Source organism: Dyadobacter sediminis (assembly GCF_005860765.1).
Classification (GTDB): domain Bacteria; phylum Bacteroidota; class Bacteroidia; order Cytophagales; family Spirosomataceae; genus Dyadobacter; species Dyadobacter sediminis.
The window spans coordinates 496,654-513,805 of record NZ_VCEI01000028.1 but is presented as its reverse complement, the minus strand read 5'-3'; the positions used below and the strand labels follow the sequence as shown (position 1 = coordinate 513,805).

12 protein-coding genes are annotated in these 17,152 nt (G+C 45.1%); 9 read left to right on the top strand and 3 right to left on the bottom strand.

Annotated features, from left to right (window positions below):
- Nucleotides 1–25: 25 nt before the first annotated feature.
- Together FEM55_RS19140 and bamJ are read right to left on the bottom strand one after the other, a co-directional pair.
- The gene (locus FEM55_RS19140; protein WP_138282992.1) at nt 26–2,146 is read right to left on the bottom strand and encodes a carboxy terminal-processing peptidase; all 2,121 of its coding nucleotides are present in this window, start codon (nt 2,144–2,146) and stop codon (nt 26–28) included.
- Nucleotides 2,147–2,157: 11 nt separating this feature from the next.
- Nucleotides 2,158–2,745, bottom strand: a complete 588-nt coding sequence (bamJ, locus tag FEM55_RS19135; protein WP_308420232.1) for a BamJ family beta-barrel-assembly machinery protein — start codon at nt 2,743–2,745, stop codon at nt 2,158–2,160.
- 7 nt (nt 2,746–2,752) lie between these two features.
- Here bamJ and FEM55_RS25340 point away from each other — a divergent pair, with 7 nt between their 5' ends.
- The 8 genes from FEM55_RS25340 (at nt 2,753) to FEM55_RS19100 (ending at nt 11,916) form a co-directional block, all read left to right on the top strand.
- Nucleotides 2,753–3,004, top strand: coding sequence for a hypothetical protein (locus FEM55_RS25340; protein ID WP_308420231.1), 252 nt, complete (start codon nt 2,753–2,755; stop codon nt 3,002–3,004).
- A gap of 200 nt (nt 3,005–3,204) precedes the next feature.
- Nucleotides 3,205–4,782, top strand: coding sequence for a F0F1 ATP synthase subunit alpha (atpA, locus tag FEM55_RS19130; RefSeq protein WP_138282990.1), 1,578 nt, complete (start codon nt 3,205–3,207; stop codon nt 4,780–4,782).
- Between the two features lie 137 nt (nt 4,783–4,919).
- Entirely contained in the window at nt 4,920–5,804 is an 885-nt protein-coding gene (gene atpG, locus FEM55_RS19125) for an ATP synthase F1 subunit gamma (RefSeq protein ID WP_138282989.1), read from the top strand.
- Nucleotides 5,805–5,938: 134 nt separating this feature from the next.
- Nucleotides 5,939–6,670, top strand: coding sequence for an outer membrane lipoprotein-sorting protein (locus FEM55_RS19120; RefSeq protein ID WP_138282988.1), 732 nt, complete (start codon nt 5,939–5,941; stop codon nt 6,668–6,670).
- Between the two features lie 137 nt (nt 6,671–6,807).
- On the top strand, nt 6,808–7,338 hold the full coding sequence (locus FEM55_RS19115) for a YceI family protein (RefSeq protein ID WP_138282987.1): 531 nt from the start codon (nt 6,808–6,810) through the stop codon (nt 7,336–7,338).
- Between the two features lie 151 nt (nt 7,339–7,489).
- Complete coding sequence (locus FEM55_RS19110; RefSeq protein ID WP_138282986.1) at nt 7,490–8,485, top strand: mevalonate kinase family protein; 996 nt, start codon at nt 7,490–7,492, stop codon at nt 8,483–8,485.
- Nucleotides 8,486–8,589: 104 nt separating this feature from the next.
- Entirely contained in the window at nt 8,590–9,453 is an 864-nt protein-coding gene (gene galU, locus FEM55_RS19105) for a UTP--glucose-1-phosphate uridylyltransferase GalU (protein WP_138282985.1), read from the top strand.
- 84 nt (nt 9,454–9,537) lie between these two features.
- Nucleotides 9,538–11,916, top strand: a complete 2,379-nt coding sequence (locus tag FEM55_RS19100; protein ID WP_138282984.1) for a PDZ domain-containing protein — start codon at nt 9,538–9,540, stop codon at nt 11,914–11,916.
- Nucleotides 11,917–11,930: 14 nt separating this feature from the next.
- Here the strand turns inward: FEM55_RS19100 and FEM55_RS19095 are convergent, their stop codons facing one another.
- A complete protein-coding gene (locus FEM55_RS19095; RefSeq protein WP_138282983.1) occupies nt 11,931–13,223 on the bottom strand; it encodes a hemolysin family protein in 1,293 nt (430 codons plus the stop codon).
- 238 nt (nt 13,224–13,461) lie between these two features.
- On the opposite strand from FEM55_RS19095, the gene FEM55_RS19090 reads away from it, so the two are divergent.
- Nucleotides 13,462–16,899, top strand: a complete 3,438-nt coding sequence (locus FEM55_RS19090) for a HEAT repeat domain-containing protein (RefSeq protein ID WP_138282982.1) — start codon at nt 13,462–13,464, stop codon at nt 16,897–16,899.
- Nucleotides 16,900–17,152: the final 253 nt, after the last annotated feature.

Sequence of the window (17,152 nt, the reverse complement as noted above, 5' to 3'; positions counted from 1 at the left end):
AGAAACCAACCCGTGCTTTTATTTACTATTTCTTTTTGGCTCCTGCCAGACTTGGTTCCTTGGACAGTACGATCAGATCTGCAAGAATACGGCCTGTTTCCGTCAGATAAACATCTTTCTTCTTTTTGTCTTTGGGTGCCTCGGCAGTTTTGGAATCCGTTTCTTCTTCGTCTCCATCCGTTGTATCTTCACCAAGCTGCTTCATGGCTGCTCTTTTTTTCTCAGCTTCATCACGTTCCAGCTTACGCTTGGATTCCTGAAGAGAAACAACCTTGTTTTCACGCGCTTCCTTAAAATCATCCAGTGTTTTGACCAGTGTTTTCAATTCTTCGTCCGTTTTCAGGCGTTGCTTGTATTTGTCACGAAGCTGATCTACAATTTTCGGATTCACATTATTGGTCAGTTCGTATCTGGAAGAAGCAATCTGATCCCAAGGCAATGCACTTGGTTGCGAGCCTTCGCCATATTCGTTAACTTTAAAAGCAGTCGGCAATTCCATATCCGGCATTACGCCTTTTAACTGCGTGCTGCTTCCATTGATACGGTAAAATTTGGCAACAGTCAGTTTTACTTGTCCAAGCTGCTCGGTTTCTTTTGGAACCCATTGGTTCAGATCAATCAGCGTTTGTACCGTTCCTTTTCCGTAAGTCTGTTCACCAACAATGATGCCGCGTTTGTAGTCCTGAATCGCAGCTGCAAAAATTTCGGAAGCAGACGCGCTGAAGCGATTTACCATGACAGCCAGCGGGCCATCGTAGGCAATACTCGGATCGTTATCGGACTGTACTTCCACTTCACCGGGACCTTCTTTTACCTGAACAACGGGACCTCTGTTAATAAACAAACCGGTAAGCGAAACAGCTTCTGTCAAAGAACCGCCGCCGTTATTACGAAGGTCAATAACAATGCCTTCCACGTTGGAAGCCTGCAATTCCGTAATCAGTTTCTGAACGTCACGCGTTGTGCTTGAAAATTCTTTCTCTTTATGCTGAGCACCTTCGAAATCGCGATAGAACAACGGAACATCAATCACACCGATCTTATACACTTTATTGGCATTCGTAACGGAAACGATCTCACTTTTGGCACGCTGTTCCTCCAGTTTGATTTTTTCACGCACCAAGCGGTATTCTTTCGGCGTGGATCCGGGAATTGCATCGGCAGAAATAACCTGAAGGCGAACTACAGTTGATTTCGGGCCTTTGATCAGCTTAACCGCATCATCGACAAACCATCCGATGATATCCACCATCTTGCCTTCATCGCCCTGTGCAACGGCAACGATCTTATCTTCTTTCTTAAGCTGTTTGCCCTTGAAAGCAGGACCGCCCGGAATTACCTCTACGATTTTGATGTAATTGTCTTCTTCACGCAGAATGGCTCCGATTCCTTCCAGCGACTGGCTTATTTCCTGCTTGAAACGATCGGCTGAAGTAGGTGCCATATAGCTTGTATGCGGGTCCATGGACTCGGCATAAGCATTCATGAACATCTGGAAAACCTGTTCTGTGCGAATTCTTCCAAGCGCGCGGTCACGATTTTTGTAACGGTCGCGCAATGTTGAAACAACCGCAGTATCTGCTTTTCCGGACAACTTCAGGTCAAGTGCTTCGCTTTTCAGGTACTTGCGCCATGTATCGTTCAGTTCATCTGCACTTTTCGCCCAGGCCGCTTTCTCACGATCGGTGTTCATGGATTCATCCACCGTATAGTCAAAAGGTTCCGGCTTTTTCAGCAATGTCTGAATGTAGTCGCTTCTTTCCTTGAAGCGTTTTCTGAACACATTATAAATCTGAAAAGGAACATCCAACTCTCTTTTCTGAAGATAATCGTCAAAAGAATCTTTGTACTTGTCAAACTCATTAATGTCGGAAGCAAGGTAATACAGCTTGCCGTGATCAATTGCATCAATGTACTTGTCATAAATTGCTGCTGACAAGGAATCATTGAGCTTGGTTTTTCTGTAATGATAACTGGACAAAATCCGGGTTGTCAGCTCTTCAGCCTTATACTGGGATGCAACCGGCTTGATATCATCTTCAATAGAAGTTTCAGCTCCGGTTTTCACCAGTGCTTTTTCCTGGACCGGGCCACGTTGCCAGCCCAGCAATACAACCGGAATGAGAGTGATTAAGTACTTTTTCATTGTTGAACGTCCTATTTAACAATTTCCAATAATTCAACCTCAAAGACCAAAGCCGAGTAAGCCGGTATCTGAGGGCCTGCAGCACGTTCTCCGTAAGCCAATTGATAGGGAATAAACAATTTCCATTTGGAACCTACGGGCATCAGCTGAAGGGCTTCTGTCCATCCTTTGATCACACCGTTAACCGGAAATTCAACAGGTTCTCCTCTGTCAACCGAGCTGTCAAAAACCGTTCCATTTGTAAGGGTGCCGTGATAATGTGTTTTGACTTTGTCGGTTTCCAATGGCTTGGGGCCATCGCCTGTTTTGATTACTTCGTACTGCAATCCGCTTTCTGTTGTGGTTACGCCCGCTCTTTTCTTGTTTTCTTCCAAAAATTTTTCACCTTCCACCCTGACTACCGCTCCTTTTTCCGCACTTATTTTCTGAAAATATTCACCGATAAACTTGTTTGCATCTTCCGGTGTAAAAGCTGTTTTCTCGCCTTTGAGCGACGCATTGATCGTTTTGGTAAGTACTTCGGAATTAATCTCGTTGATTCCCTGAGAAGTTAGTGAATTAGAGAAGCTTACTCCGATCGCAGCGGATAAAGAATCCATCTGGGTTTTGAGTACACTGGACGATGTTGCTGCTTTTACCGGTGACGCTGTTGACTTTTTTACTGTTGAGGCAGGTTTTGCTGTTTTTTTAATAGTCTGTGCTTTGCCTTCTGCTGTTGCTAAAAATCCTAATATTACGGCAGCTAAAACGGTTTTTTCTAATTTGTACATTCTGTTAATGGATGGTCAAGAAAATTATTTTGAATACGTAAGTGATATTAACGAATTCAATTACAACAAAAACACAATTAGTACCTAAAAAAGTTTTAAAAATATTCGGTAATATAGAAGAAATGATTATTTGCCTGACAGGTAAGTGATTCCTTGCGAAACCTTGGAAAAATCTAATTTTATCTGACAGGTTTTAGTTAAAACATTCTTAATTAACCAAAATAAAACTCTACCTTTGCGGCAGTTTTCAAAAACTTACTACTATACTCTAAATAAGTCAATTATACTATGGTATCTGTTAGACCGGATGAAGTTTCGGCCATCCTGCGCGAACAACTTGCAGGCGCTCGATCAGAAGCAGAACTCGAAGAAGTAGGAACAGTCCTTCAGGTTGGTGACGGTGTTGCCCGCATTTACGGCCTTTCCCAGGTACAGGCAGGTGAGCTGCTTGTCTTCGAAACTGGCCTTAAAGCCCTCGCCCTGAACCTTGAAGAAGATAATGTCGGAGCAGTATTGCTTGGCGATTTCAGCGACATTAAGGAAGGCGCCACTGTGAAGCGTACAAAAGAAATTGCTTCTGTTAAAGTTGGCGACGGAATTGTTGGACGTGTTGTCAACACACTTGCTGAACCCATCGACGGAAACGGACCTATTTCCGGTACACTTTACGAAATGCCCCTTGAGCGCAAAGCTCCGGGTGTAATTTTCCGCCAGCCGGTAACAGAGCCGCTTCAGACCGGAATCAAAGCAATCGATGCAATGATCCCGATCGGACGTGGACAGCGTGAATTGATTATCGGTGACAGACAAACCGGCAAAACGGCTGTTGCTATTGATACGATCATCAATCAGAGAGAATATTTTGAAAAAGGCGAACCGGTATTCTGTATCTATGTAGCCTGCGGTCAAAAAGCCTCAACAATCAAAGGAATTGAAGCAACGCTTCGCCGTTATGGTGCAATGGACTATACCGTTATCGTTGCAGCTGGTGCTTCCGATCCGTCTCCAATGCAGTTTTATGCGCCGTTTACAGGTGCTGCAATCGGTGAATATTTCCGGGATACTGGTCGTCCGGCACTGGTTATTTATGATGACCTTTCCAAACAAGCGGTTTCTTACCGTGAAGTTTCCCTGCTTCTTCGTCGCCCGCCGGGCCGTGAAGCATATCCTGGTGACGTATTTTACCTGCACAGCCGTCTTCTGGAACGTGCTGCAAAAATCATTGCAGATGATACGATTGCCAAAAACATGAACGATCTTCCGCCTTCCTTGCAGGGCGTAGTAAAAGGCGGTGGTTCGCTGACAGCCCTTCCGATTATTGAAACACAGGCTGGTGACGTTTCTGCCTATATTCCTACGAACGTAATTTCGATTACAGACGGACAGATTTTCCTTGAATCCAACTTGTTCAACTCCGGTATCCGTCCTGCCATCAACGTTGGTATCTCGGTATCGCGTGTTGGAGGTAATGCTCAGATCAAGTCGATGAAGAAGGTTTCAGGAACACTTAAACTGGATCAGGCACAATTCCGCGAACTGGAAGCGTTTGCAAAATTCGGTTCTGATCTTGACGCTGCTACAAAACTTGCCATTGACAGAGGACGCCGCAACCAGGAAGTTTTGAAACAGCCTCAGTATGCACCGGTTCCTGTTGAACAGCAGGTTGCAACAGTTTATGCATCTACAAAAGGATTGCTTGACCTTGTGGACGTTACCCGCGTTAAAGAATTTGAAAAAGATTTCCTGACTGTTCTCAGCGGACAGCACAAAGAAACCTTGTCAGCTTTGCGCGCCGGCAAACTGGATAACAGCGTTACAGACGTGATTGAGAAAGTAGCCAGAGAGGTTGCTGTAAAATACCGTTAATTCAGGATTATCTAAAAAAGAAATACGACCGGGCAAACCGAGATGCTTTGTTTCAAACCGTTCCGTTTTGCCCAGTTGTATTTTCTTTATACCTATCAACTAAATCGCAGCGTCGGAACGCTTTAAACTTCCAAATAATGGCAAGCTTAAAAGAAGTACGTAACCGTATCGTATCGGTTAATTCCACTCAGCAGATCACAAAAGCCATGAAAATGGTGGCCGCAGCAAAGTTGCGCAGAGCTCAGGACAACATCATGCAGATGCGTCCTTATGCCCAGAAACTGGGTGAAATGCTTTCCACCGTTTCAGCAGGCTCAGAAAGTTCATCCGATAGTCCTTTGAAAACGGTTCGTCCGGTTGAAAAAGTATTGTTGGTCGTTGTAACTTCTGATCGCGGATTATGCGGTGCATTCAATACCAACGTTATCAAGGCAACTTTACAGCTGATTGAACAAAAATATGCTCAACAGGCTCTCAGAGGCAATGTTGAAATATTTGCAATCGGTAAAAAAGGCGCTGAATCCTTGTCCCGCCGTGGCTTCACTGTTCATACCGCCTATGCCGATCTTTTCGGAAGGCTGAACTTTGTAGCTGTAAAACAGGCTGCCGAAGAAATTATGAAAGATTTCTCGGAAGGACGTTATGATGCAGTAGACCTGATTTACAATGAATTCAAGAATGTAGCCACGCAGATCATTCATGCCGATCCGTATCTTCCGATCAGATCTGAAGACAAATCAATGCGTGCAAGAAAGACTGAAGTAAATTATATTTTTGAGCCAACAGAAGAAGAAATCCTTTCAGAACTGATTCCGAAATCCTTGAAGATTCAATTGTACAGGTCGGTTCTGGAATCGAATGCTTCCGAACAGGGCGCGCGGATGACGGCTATGGACAAAGCAACGGAAAATGCGCAGGAGCTTTTGAAAGAACTTAAACTGGTTTATAACCGTACCCGTCAGGCAGCAATTACGACGGAAATCCTTGAAATTGTTGGCGGAGCAGAAGCTTTGAAAAACTAACGAACCGGATCGAATATATTCAGGCGAGCAGATTTCAACATTTGCTCGCTTTTTTTGTTTTTCGGCTTATAAAGGGTTTGCTGCAATATATTGCACCGCTTCGAAGTTTCAATTTTAAAAAACAATCAAACCTTATGCAAAAAATCAATCGTTCAGGATTACTGCTGCTTCTCGTTTTTCTGGGAATCATCAATGCAGTTTCCGCTCAAAATCTGGATGAAATCATTTCCAAGCACATTGCTGCCATGGGCGGAGCCGAAAAACTATCAAAATTGTCCAGCATGAGAATTGCCGCAGAAATGGACATCATGAATATGAAAGTGCCGATTACAACTACAATCGTTCAGAATAAAGGTTTTCGCAGTGAAACAGTCATTCAGGGAATGACGATTGTGCAGGCAATCAACGGAACCAGCGGCTGGGCTATAAACCCGATGTCGGGCCAGACAAAAGCAGTTGCTTTACCCGAAGAAGCCGTAAAATCCATGATCACGGAAACGGATCTGACCGGGTTATACAATTACAAGGAAAAAGGCTATACACTTACGCTGGACGGAGAAGAGGATCTGGCAGGCGCAAAAGTTTATAAGGTAACAATGACTCTGAAAAATGGAATAAGAAGAATCAATTATATTTCAAAGGATACTTTTTACATTCTCAAGATCATCGTTCAGGCCAGCATAAACGGTCAGGAAATCAAATCGGAAAATACGCAATCCGATTTCCGGCAAGTGGACGGCATTTATTATCCTTTTACTTCGGAAGTAACCACTTCGGCCATGCCGGGTGCCACAATGGCTATCAAGATCAATACGCTCGAAGTCAATCCCAAAATTGATGAAAGCATTTTTGCAATGCCGAACTGAGCACACTTTCAGGTACAATAACATTCTGATCCGGCCTGGTCGCCGGATTTTTTATTTAAAATCTTTTTTATAAGCTGAACTATTTTCTAAATTTACATGTATATACATTAAATGTTATTACATAAATAATTTCAGCTATGGCAACTACAACAACCTGGGCTATTGACCCGACACATTCCGAAATCCAGTTTAAAGTGAAGCACCTTGTGATATCTACAGTTACCGGTTCGTTCAAATCATTTGAAGGAAGCGTGGAATCTGAAAAAGAAGATTTTGACGGTGCGGCTGTTCAATTTTCTGCAGACGTTGCGACGATCGATACCAATCAGGCACAACGCGACGAGCACCTGAAATCAGCGGACTTTTTTGATGCAGAAAAGTACCCAAAAATTTCATTTGCAGGAAAACTTGAGAAAAAAAGCAGCGACAGCTATACTTTGAAAGGCGATCTTACTGTGAAGCATGTTACCAAACCGTTTGAGTTTGCTGTTGAATACGGCGGAAACATGACGGACTTTTATGGAAACAACAAATCAGGTTTTGAAATCACAGGAAAAATCAATCGCAAGGAATTTGGTCTGGAATGGAGCGCGGTGACTGAAGCGGGCGGCGTTGTTGTCGGTGACGAAGTGAAGCTGATTGCCAATATACAGGTTGTAAAACAATAAATTAAGCGTTAAACCTCCTCCTAAAATACAAAAGCGCAGGCATTACGTCTGCGCCTTTTTTATGTCCGCAAGGATATTTTCCTTTACAGTAAGGGCAAAAGCAGATTGCGTCGTCCTTTAGTTATTACTTTTGATCAAAAAAGACTTCACCTTGATTATTGAAACACGTGCTTATGCCCGGGCCGGGTTATTAGGCAATCCATCGGATGGTTTTTACGGAAAAACGATCTCCATTTCTGTCAGGAATTTCGGTGCTTCCATTTCACTTTACGAATCGCCGGAACTTCATATTGAAGCTCAGCCTCAGGATGTAAGTACATTCAGGAGCATTTTTCACCTGCGCGATTCAGTAAGCATGCTTGGCTACAACGGCGGGATTCCGCTGATCAAGGCGGGTATAAAAAAATTCGGTGACTACTGCGAAGAACAGGGAATACGGCTGCCAAACCGGAATTTTACCGTGCGTTACCGTTCGTCCATTCCACGACAGGTGGGCATGTCCGGGTCCAGTGCGATTGTCGTTGCGTTATTCCGGGCATTGATGCAGTTTTACAAGGTTGAGATTCCGATTGAAATACTTCCTCAGCTCGTCATGATCACCGAAACGGAAGAACTCGGAATCACCGCCGGATTGCAGGACCGCGTCATTCAGTGTTATGAAGGCTGTGTTTACATGGATTTTGATAAAACCATGATCGAGCAGAAAGGACACGGCTTGTACGAACGCATTAATCCGGCATTGCTTCCCAAATTGTACGTGGCCTACAATACCAATCTCAGTAAGGTTTCAGGCAAAGTGCACAGCGACGTGCGGACACGTTACGACCGTGGCGAACAGGATGTCATTGATGTACTCGGACAAATTGCGCAAAAAGCGGAAGACGGGAAAAAAGCACTTCTGGAAGGCCGTGCACATGATCTGCATGCACTGATGAATGAAAATTTTGACCTGCGCTGCAAAATCTACAATGTCCCGGAATCGAATAAAAGACTCATCAATGCGGCAAGATCGTGCGGTGCGTCAGCAAAGTTTGCAGGCTCCGGCGGTACAATTATCGGTATTTATCACGATGACGACATGCTGAACAAGCTGTTTGTACACCTTAAAAAGCATAATGCAAGGGTAATCAAGCCGTTTGTAGTCTGAATTCCCTGTTCTTGCCTGCAAATCAGAGCCATTTTAAAAACATATTAATCAACCAAATATATTAAATAGCCAACGGCTGCATGCCGAAAGCAGAAGTCAAACTTATGATTCGTAAAGCTGTAATTCCTGCCGCCGGACTTGGAACCCGGTTTTTGCCGGCAACCAAATCAATGCCCAAAGAAATGCTTCCTATTATTGACATTCCGACGATCCAGTACGTTGTGCAGGAGGCAGTTGATTCCGGGATTGAAGACATCCTGATTATTTCCGGAAAGGGAAAGCGTGCCATTGAAGATCATTTTGACCGCAATGTGGAACTGGAAAGCCGCCTGGAAGAAAAGGAAGATCTGATGTGGTTCAATGAAATGCGCAGGCTTGCAGATATGGCCAATGTACATTTTGTCCGCCAGAAAGAAGCCAACGGACTGGGCGACGCTATTTATTACGCCAGGCATCATGTTGGCAATGAGCCTTTTGCTGTTTTACTCGGCGATACCATCATGGATTCTGTCATTCCGGTAACGCAGCAACTGATGGATACTTACGAACAATACGGCGGATCGGTCATTGCCGTGGAGGAAGTTCCTGCCAATAAGGTAAACCGTTACGGGATTGTCGGAGGAAATTCACTCAGCGATTCCATTATGGAATTACGTACGTTGGTTGAAAAACCATCCATTGAATCGGCTCCTTCCAACCTTGCCATTGCCGGCAGGTACATTCTGACGCCTGAAATTTTCCAGACTATTGAGCAAACGCCGAAAGGGAAAAACAATGAAATCCAGCTTACCGATTCCATGCTGCTTTTGCTGAAACGCGAAAATATCTATGCGCACCGGATTGAAGGAAAACGTCACGATATTGGCGACAAGCTCGATTATCTTAAAACAACGGTTGAATTTGCGCTGAACCGAAAGGAATTTGCAGAACCTTTCAGAAAATTCCTGATTGATATTTTAAATAAATGAAACGGTACAAACATGTAAAATCAGGCTGTTACGGACTTTTTGCCTAAAAGAAATCGCAGTTGTATTTAATCCTTTAGATAAGCTATGGCGGATTTTATAAAGTTGAAAGCAAAAGTTTCGTTCAAATGCCTGATTTTACTTGTACTGCAATTGCACCTCACAGCCGCTTCTGCCGTTTCACAGAATTTGTACGTTTCGCCGGACGGCAACGATTCGAATAACGGCAGCATACTGGCTCCGCTGCAAACTCCCGCCACAGCCATTGCCCGAGTAAAAACCCGGAAAGGCAATGCGATTTCTATTTTTATCCGCAAAGGCATTTATTACCTCGACAAGCCGCTTTTGATCAACCCGGCTGCATTAAATGGCAAAAAGCTTCATATCCGGTCTTATCAAAATGAAAAAGTGACGCTGAGCGCCGGTCGGAGGTTGCATCCGAAATGGGAAAAGCACACGGAAAATATCCTGAAAGCCAAAGTAGACACCGGAAATTTTGAAATGTTGTTTGTCAATGGTCAACCATTGCCTTTGGCGCGCTACCCCGATTACGATGCAACGGCAAGGGTCTTCAACGGAACAGCAGTAGATGCAATCGATTCTTCCAGAACGGCCCGATGGAAAAATCCGGAAGGCGGATATCTGCATGCGCTGCACCAGGGCGAATGGGGAAGTTTTCATTACCGTATCAAAAGTATCAAAAACGGACTGCCGGAACTGGAAGGCGGCTGGCAGAATAACCGGCCCGCTCCGCTGCATAAAAAGGAGCGTTTTGTCGAAAATATTTTTGAAGAACTTGATGCACCCGGCGAATGGTTTTACGACTGGAAAACCCGCTTTCTTTATGCATATCCCCAAAAAGGTACTGACCTGAACAAGGCAATCATTGAAGTTTCCAATCTCAGGCATATTATTGAAATTAAAGGAACATCCGAAATGCCGGTCAGCAACGTAGCCGTTTCGGAAATTCGTTTTGCGCATACGGAACGTTCCATTATGGAACATTATGAGCCCTTGCTGCGCAGCGACTGGATGATTTACCGCGGAGGTGCCGTGTTAATGGAGTACACGGCAAACTGTGTCTTCACAGGTTGCGAGTTTACAAATCTCGGCGGAAATGCAGTGATGATCAGCGGACAAAATCTGAAATCCGGTATTAAAGACTCGCATATTTACAACATCGGATCAAGTGCCGTTTGCTTTGTCGGCGATACTTCCGCCGTCCGTTCAGCCGCATTCGGCTATGAAAATTTCATTCCGTTTTCGAAAATGGATAAAACGCCCGGACCTAAAAACAACCGTTATCCGCTTCAGTGTTTTGCAGAAAATAACCTGATTCATGACATTGGAAAAATAGAAAAGCAATGCACCGGAATCCAGATTGAAATGGCTTCGGAAATACATGTGAGCCACAACACCATTTACAAAGTGCCGAGAGCCGGAATCAATATCGGCGACGGAGCTTGGGGCGGGCACATTATCGAGCATAACGATGTATTTGAAACCGTACTGGAAACCGGAGATCATGGCGCGTTTAATTCCTGGGGACGCGATCGTTTCTGGCATCCTAACCGGAAAACAATGGACAGTCTCGCTCTTGCACATCCTGAAATGATTTTGCTGGATGCACAAAAACCGGTTGTGATCCGAAATAATCGTTTCCGCTGTGATCATGGCTGGGATATTGATCTGGACGACGGCAGCAGCAATTATCACATTTACAACAACGTGCTGCTAAGCGGCGGTCTGAAGTTCCGGGAAGGATTTTACCGGATTGCAGAAAACAACATGCTGATCAACAATTCCTTTCATCCGCATGTATGGTTTAAAAACAGCGGTGATGTGTTCAGAAAAAATATCGTCATGCGCCCGTACTTCCCGATTCTTGTCAAAGATTGGGGAAAAGAAGTGGATTACAACCTTTTCCAGAACGAAGCAGACCTGAAAAGTGCAAAGTCAAACGGAACCGACATGCATAGCAAATTCGGAAATCCTGAATTTGTAAATGCAGAAAAAGGAAATTATCAGGTTAAAAGTACAAGCCCTGCATGGGCACTGGGATTTGTAAACTTCCCGATGAACGAATTTGGTGTTCAAAATGAACGTTTGAAAAATTTGGCGGATAAAGTAACTTTTCCAGTATTGCTAGATGCCGAACTGGAAAGCAAAATACAGGAAATGCCGTGGTTGGGAATCCGGATACGCAATGTTCGGGGTCTGGGCGACCGTTCAGCCTTTGGCTTGCCGGATGAAAAAGGCATTGTAGTGACAGAAATTCCGGACAGTAGTATTCTTGCCAAAAGCGGATTACAGATTAATGATGTCATTGTTGCCGCCAACAGAGAAAAAACGGATAATATCATCCGTCTGGAAGCGATTCGCCAGCAATTAAACTGGACCGGAAAAATGGAAGTCGAAGTTTTCAGGAATCAGCAAAAATTCAATCTGGTGTTGAACCTCAAATAATCTGTAAACTGTTTTCAGGAATCCAGTACTGCAATTTTCACCAGTGCAATGGTACTACGCTGCTTTTTCAGGATGGTAAATTCATAATGCCTGGTTTTAAGCCGCTCTCCAACCGACGGAATACGTCCGAATTTCCAGATCAGATAACCCGCCAGCGTTTCGTAATCGCTTTCTCTGGAAATGTCATGAGGCAGTTTATCATTGACATCCGTAATGGAAGCCGAGCCTAAAACGGTAAAAGTATGGTCATTTTCATTCTTTATAAACGCAACTTCGTTGTCGTACTCATCCTGTATTTCACCGACAAGCTCTTCCAGAATGTCTTCCATCGTTACAATGCCGTCCACGCCGCCGTATTCATCAATGATAATGGCCATTTGCTGACGATTTACCTGAAAATCACGCAGCAACGCACCAATCGGTTTGGAACCATGCACGGTAGAAACAGGTCTGATCAACTCCGGAAGTACGATTTGCTTGCCTTGCCGCATTTTCAAGAGCAGATCTTTCAGATGCAGCACGCCGATAATCTGGTCCAGTGTATCTTCATAAACGGGCATTCTTGAATAACCTTCTTCAATGATCTTTTCCAGCTTTTCTTCATTGAAATCATTGATATCGATGCCCGTCACCTGCGGACGCGGAATCATGATTTGTCTTGCAATCCGTTCCGAAAAGTTGAATGCATTTTTGATCAGATCGTAATCTGCCGCTTCAATCATGCCACTTTCCTTTTGCTGCTGAACAAGATAACGCAGTTCATCGCTGCTATGCACCTCACTTCCGTGCGATGGCGTAATACCGACCCCTTTCAGAATAAAATTGGCAATGCCGTTCAGGATCCAGACAATTGGCTTGAAGATCAGAAAAAACCCGTGCAGCGGATACGAAAGCAGCAAGGTTGTAGCTTCCGGACGCTGTATGGCAATGGATTTGGGGGCAAGCTCACCAAAAACGATATGCAGAACTGTAATGATCGCAAATGCGGCTGGCAAGGCAATCTGATGAGCCAGTTCGGGATCGAGGGAAATACCGACAAGTTCCATTCCGGCAATAAGTACTTTTGAAACCACGGGTTCACCGATCCAGCCCAGCCCGAGACTTGCGAGTGTAATTCCGAACTGCGTTGCGGCAAGGTAGCCATCCAGATTTGCAACGATCTTTTTGGATAAAACTGCCATTTTGTTGCCATCCTGTGCTTTTTGTTCCAGCTGCGAAGCCCTGATCTTTACGATTGCAAATTCAGCGGCTACAAAAAAACCATTCAGAAGAACAAGCACTAAGGTTATTAATATCTGGATAGCCATTCAGTTAAATCAGGATTAGGTTAAAGCGTTGCACATGCATTTTAACAAAAAATTGTTCCATTCAGAAACGCGGCTGCATGGCAACTTGTGCAAGCTATGCGATAATGTTCGCAAAATCTACTAATCCCTGGCGACTGTAACAGTAAAAAACCATTTATTTTACACTTTTTCTTATCTTGTCTATAATTTTTAATTGCTGACCAGGACTAACCCAAATTCTGCCTAAGGCACTATCTCAATGACTTCCAGAAAATTTTTGAAAAAGCCATTGGTGCTACTCACCGTCACCACGGCTGTTGTTGTATCATGCATGAAATTATCGCCCACAAGTTCTACCTCTTCTACTTCCAAAACCAACAGTACGCCTTTGGTTGTGAAGGAAAATGCTGCAACGGGCAAAGCCAGAGCAAAGGAAATACGTGACAAAGTTTCGGTCAAACTGGCGGACGGCCTGAAACTGGATCTCTGGGCTTCGGATTCCCTCGCGCCGGACCCGGTGGCGATCGCTATGGATGATAAAGGAAATGTTTATCTGAACCGCACAAACCGTCAGAAGAACTCGGAATTTGACATTCGCGGGCATCAGAACTGGATGACGGCTTCCATCGGCCTGCAAACCGTTGAAGAACGCCGTGCTTTTCTGCACAGCACCTTTGCTCCTGAAAAAAGCAAGGAAAACCAATGGCTGAAAGATGTGAATGGCGACGGCGTCCATGACTGGAAAGACCTCGCCGTTGAAAAAGACGAAGTCTGGAAAATAGAAGATACGGATAACGACGGCATTGCCGATATTTCCACACGCGTTCTGAATGACTTTTTTGACGAAGTTACGGACGTTGCAGGCGGTTTGCTGATCCGCGCACATGATGCTTTCGTTACGATTGCGCCCGACGTTTGGCGATTGAAAGACAGCAATGGTGACGGAATTTACGATGAGAAAACTTCCATAAGCCACGGTTACGGCGTACATATCGGTTTTAGCGGCCATGGCATGTCCAATCCGATTGAAGGTCCGGACGGTAAAATATACTGGAACATCGGAGACATCGGCGCCAACATTACTACGGCGGAAGGCGTGAAACACGAACACCCTAATTCCGGGATTATTGCACGTTCCAATCCGGACGGAAGCGATTTTGAAGTGTATGCACACGGTCTGCGCAATACACACGAGTTTGTTTTTGATGAATACGGCAACCTGATCAGTTCCGATAACGACGGCGACCATCCGGGTGAAAGTGAAAGGCTTGTGCACGTTGTGGAAGGTTCCGATGCGGGCTGGCGTTCCAACTGGCAGTATGGAAAATACACCGATCCGAAAAACAACAGCTACAAGGTATGGATGGATGAAAAACTTTTCAAACCGCGCTGGGACGGACAAGCTGCCTACATCATCCCTCCTATCCAGAATTTCCACAATGGCCCGACGGGCATGCAGTATAATCCCGGAACGGCGCTGGGATCGGCCTGGAAAAACAAATTTTTCCTCGTTGAATTTGTAGGAAACCCGGCACGTTCTCCGATCTGGTCTTTTGGCCTGAAACCAAAAGGAGCATCTTTTGTTCTGGACGGAGAAAAAAATATTCTTACCGGAATCTTGCCGACCGGCATCCGGTTCGGCCCGGACGGCGCATTGTATGTAGCTGACTGGATCAATGGCTGGGATACGAAAAATTACGGAAGGGTCTGGAAACTGGATGTGACGGACGACAAAAACGACCTGAAAGAAGTAAGAGCAACAACCAAAACGCTCATGCAGCTCAACTATGAAAGACAAAGCGATGATATGCTGTTGTCGCTGCTTTCCAATGACGATATGCGTATCCGTCTGAAAGCACAGTTTGAGCTGGCTTCCAGAGGTGCAAAAGGCGCTGCCGTTTTCAGCAAGGCTATGGAACAAAAAGGAAAACAGCTGGAAAGGATTCACGGAATCTGGGGAATGGGACAATTGGCTCGTCAGGATAAATCCTATGCAAATGTTTTGATGACGCTGCTGAAAGATTCGGATGAGGAAATCACCGCGCAGGCTGCCAAAGTGCTTGGCGATGCAAAAATTGCAGAAGCCGGCCCGATGCTGATCCCGATGCTTTCCAGTAAAAACCCGCGTGTACAGTTTTTCGGAGCGCAGGCGCTGGGCCGTATCCGTCATAAAGAAGCGATTAATCCATTGCTGGAAATGATTAAAGCAAACAACGATTCGGATGTATATCTGCGCCATGCAGCAGTACTGGCTTTGTCCCGCATCGGCGAAGTGGAACCGATTGCTGCTTTATCCAATAACCCTGAAAAGTCACTGCGGATTGCAGCCGTACTGGTGCTGCGCAGAATGCACAATGACAAGGTAAGTCTGTTTTTACAGGATAAAGACGAATACATTGTTGCCGAAGCCGCACGCGCCATTAACGACGACACGTCCATTCCCGGCGCACTCCCGGCACTTGCCGCTACCTTAAAGGAAAGCCGGTTTACTTCCGAGCCGCTTCTGAGACGTGCGATCAATGCTTCTTTGAGAGTTGGAACCGATGAGCAGCTGGACAATCTGATTGCATTTGCAAAAAGAAAAGACGTTGACAAAAGCATAAGGGCCGAAGCGCTGGCTACTTTGGGAACCTGGGCAAATCCGTCTGTTATGGACCGGGTGGACGGCCGTTACCGCGGTGCTGTAAAGCATAATGCGGAGACAGTCAAATCAAAAGTACAGCCGCTGGTTGCTGAATTCCTGAAAGACAATGATTCTGAAATCCTGATTGCTTCTGCGCAGATGCTTACGAGTCTGGGAATTACAGAAAACAATGCCGCGCTGGCCGGAATACTGGCAAATCACTCCGATCCGAAGGTAAGAACGGCCATGCTGACTGCATTGAACAATCTGAAATACACGGATATGGAAACGGTTATGAAAAAAGGAATGACCGATTCCGATGCCGATGTGAGAACAGCGGCTTTGGGAATGGCAGGAAGTGTAAACATGTCCGCAGGAACTTTGGCGGATATTTCCAAAACCATTTTTGACAAAGGAAGTGTTAAAGAACAGCAGCAGATGCTTCGTGTACTGGGAAGTTTGCCGGTTGCCAAAACAGAAAATATCTTCAATGATCTGATCGGTCAGATGAATGACAAGAAACTGCCGCAAAGTCTGGCGCTGGATCTTGGCGAAGCGGTGGATTCTACAAAATCAAGCACATTGATTGCCAAACTGGCTCCGATGCGTTCAAACGGCGCTACGGTCGCCGATTTCCAGGATGCACTTTTTGGCGGAAATGCGCAGCTGGGCCGCCGTTATTTCATGACAAGTTCTGCTGCGGAATGCGTAAGATGCCATTCTATCGGCGGACAGGGCGGTGAAGTGGGGCCTAATCTGTCCAATATCGGCAATGTACTTTCGCGTGAGCAGATTCTGCAGGCGCTTATCGAGCCAAGTGCCCGTTTGTCGCCCGGTTTCGGAATGGTTGTACTGACATTGAAGGACGGAACCAGCGCAGCCGGTATTCTCAGCGAGGAAAATGACCACGAACTGATCCTGAAAACATCGGAAGCGGAACCTCTGAAAATCCCGGTTGCCCGGATCGCCAAACGGGACAATGTTCCTTCCAGCATGCCTCCGATGGGTACGATTATGACCAAAAGGGAAATCCGCGATGTCGTGGAATTTTTATCCGGATTGAAAAAGCAATAATCATCAAACCGGTTAGTTGACGAAAACCGGTCAAGGTTTCTGCTTTTACAATTTGTTATTTATTAGCTATTTTATCTTTCCAGCAGCTTGCAGCTAACTACTGACAGCTAAGAATAGTCCGGGCAGCATCTGTCTGGACTATTTTTTATAGCATATCATTCCCGTCTTAAATTAACGGTAACACTTGTTAACACATACTGGTTGTGTTGATAATTCCATTAATTTTGAAAGGATCAGGAATTATTACTACAAA

Excerpts from the sequence above, each read along its gene's own strand:
- FEM55_RS19140 (WP_138282992.1), bottom strand. The coding sequence starts at position 2,146 with ATGAAAAAGTACTTAATCACTCTCATTCCGGTTGTATTGCTGGGCTGG.
- bamJ (WP_308420232.1), bottom strand. The coding sequence starts at position 2,745 with ATGGATTCTTTATCCGCTGCGATCGGAGTAAGCTTCTCTAATTCACTA.
- atpA (WP_138282990.1), top strand. The coding sequence starts at position 3,205 with ATGGTATCTGTTAGACCGGATGAAGTTTCGGCCATCCTGCGCGAACAA.
- atpG (WP_138282989.1), top strand. The coding sequence starts at position 4,920 with ATGGCAAGCTTAAAAGAAGTACGTAACCGTATCGTATCGGTTAATTCC.
- FEM55_RS19120 (WP_138282988.1), top strand. The coding sequence starts at position 5,939 with ATGCAAAAAATCAATCGTTCAGGATTACTGCTGCTTCTCGTTTTTCTG.
- FEM55_RS19115 (WP_138282987.1), top strand. The coding sequence starts at position 6,808 with ATGGCAACTACAACAACCTGGGCTATTGACCCGACACATTCCGAAATC.
- galU (WP_138282985.1), top strand. The coding sequence starts at position 8,590 with ATGATTCGTAAAGCTGTAATTCCTGCCGCCGGACTTGGAACCCGGTTT.
- FEM55_RS19100 (WP_138282984.1), top strand. The coding sequence starts at position 9,538 with ATGGCGGATTTTATAAAGTTGAAAGCAAAAGTTTCGTTCAAATGCCTG.
- FEM55_RS19095 (WP_138282983.1), bottom strand. The coding sequence starts at position 13,223 with ATGGCTATCCAGATATTAATAACCTTAGTGCTTGTTCTTCTGAATGGT.
- FEM55_RS19090 (WP_138282982.1), top strand. The coding sequence starts at position 13,462 with ATGACTTCCAGAAAATTTTTGAAAAAGCCATTGGTGCTACTCACCGTC.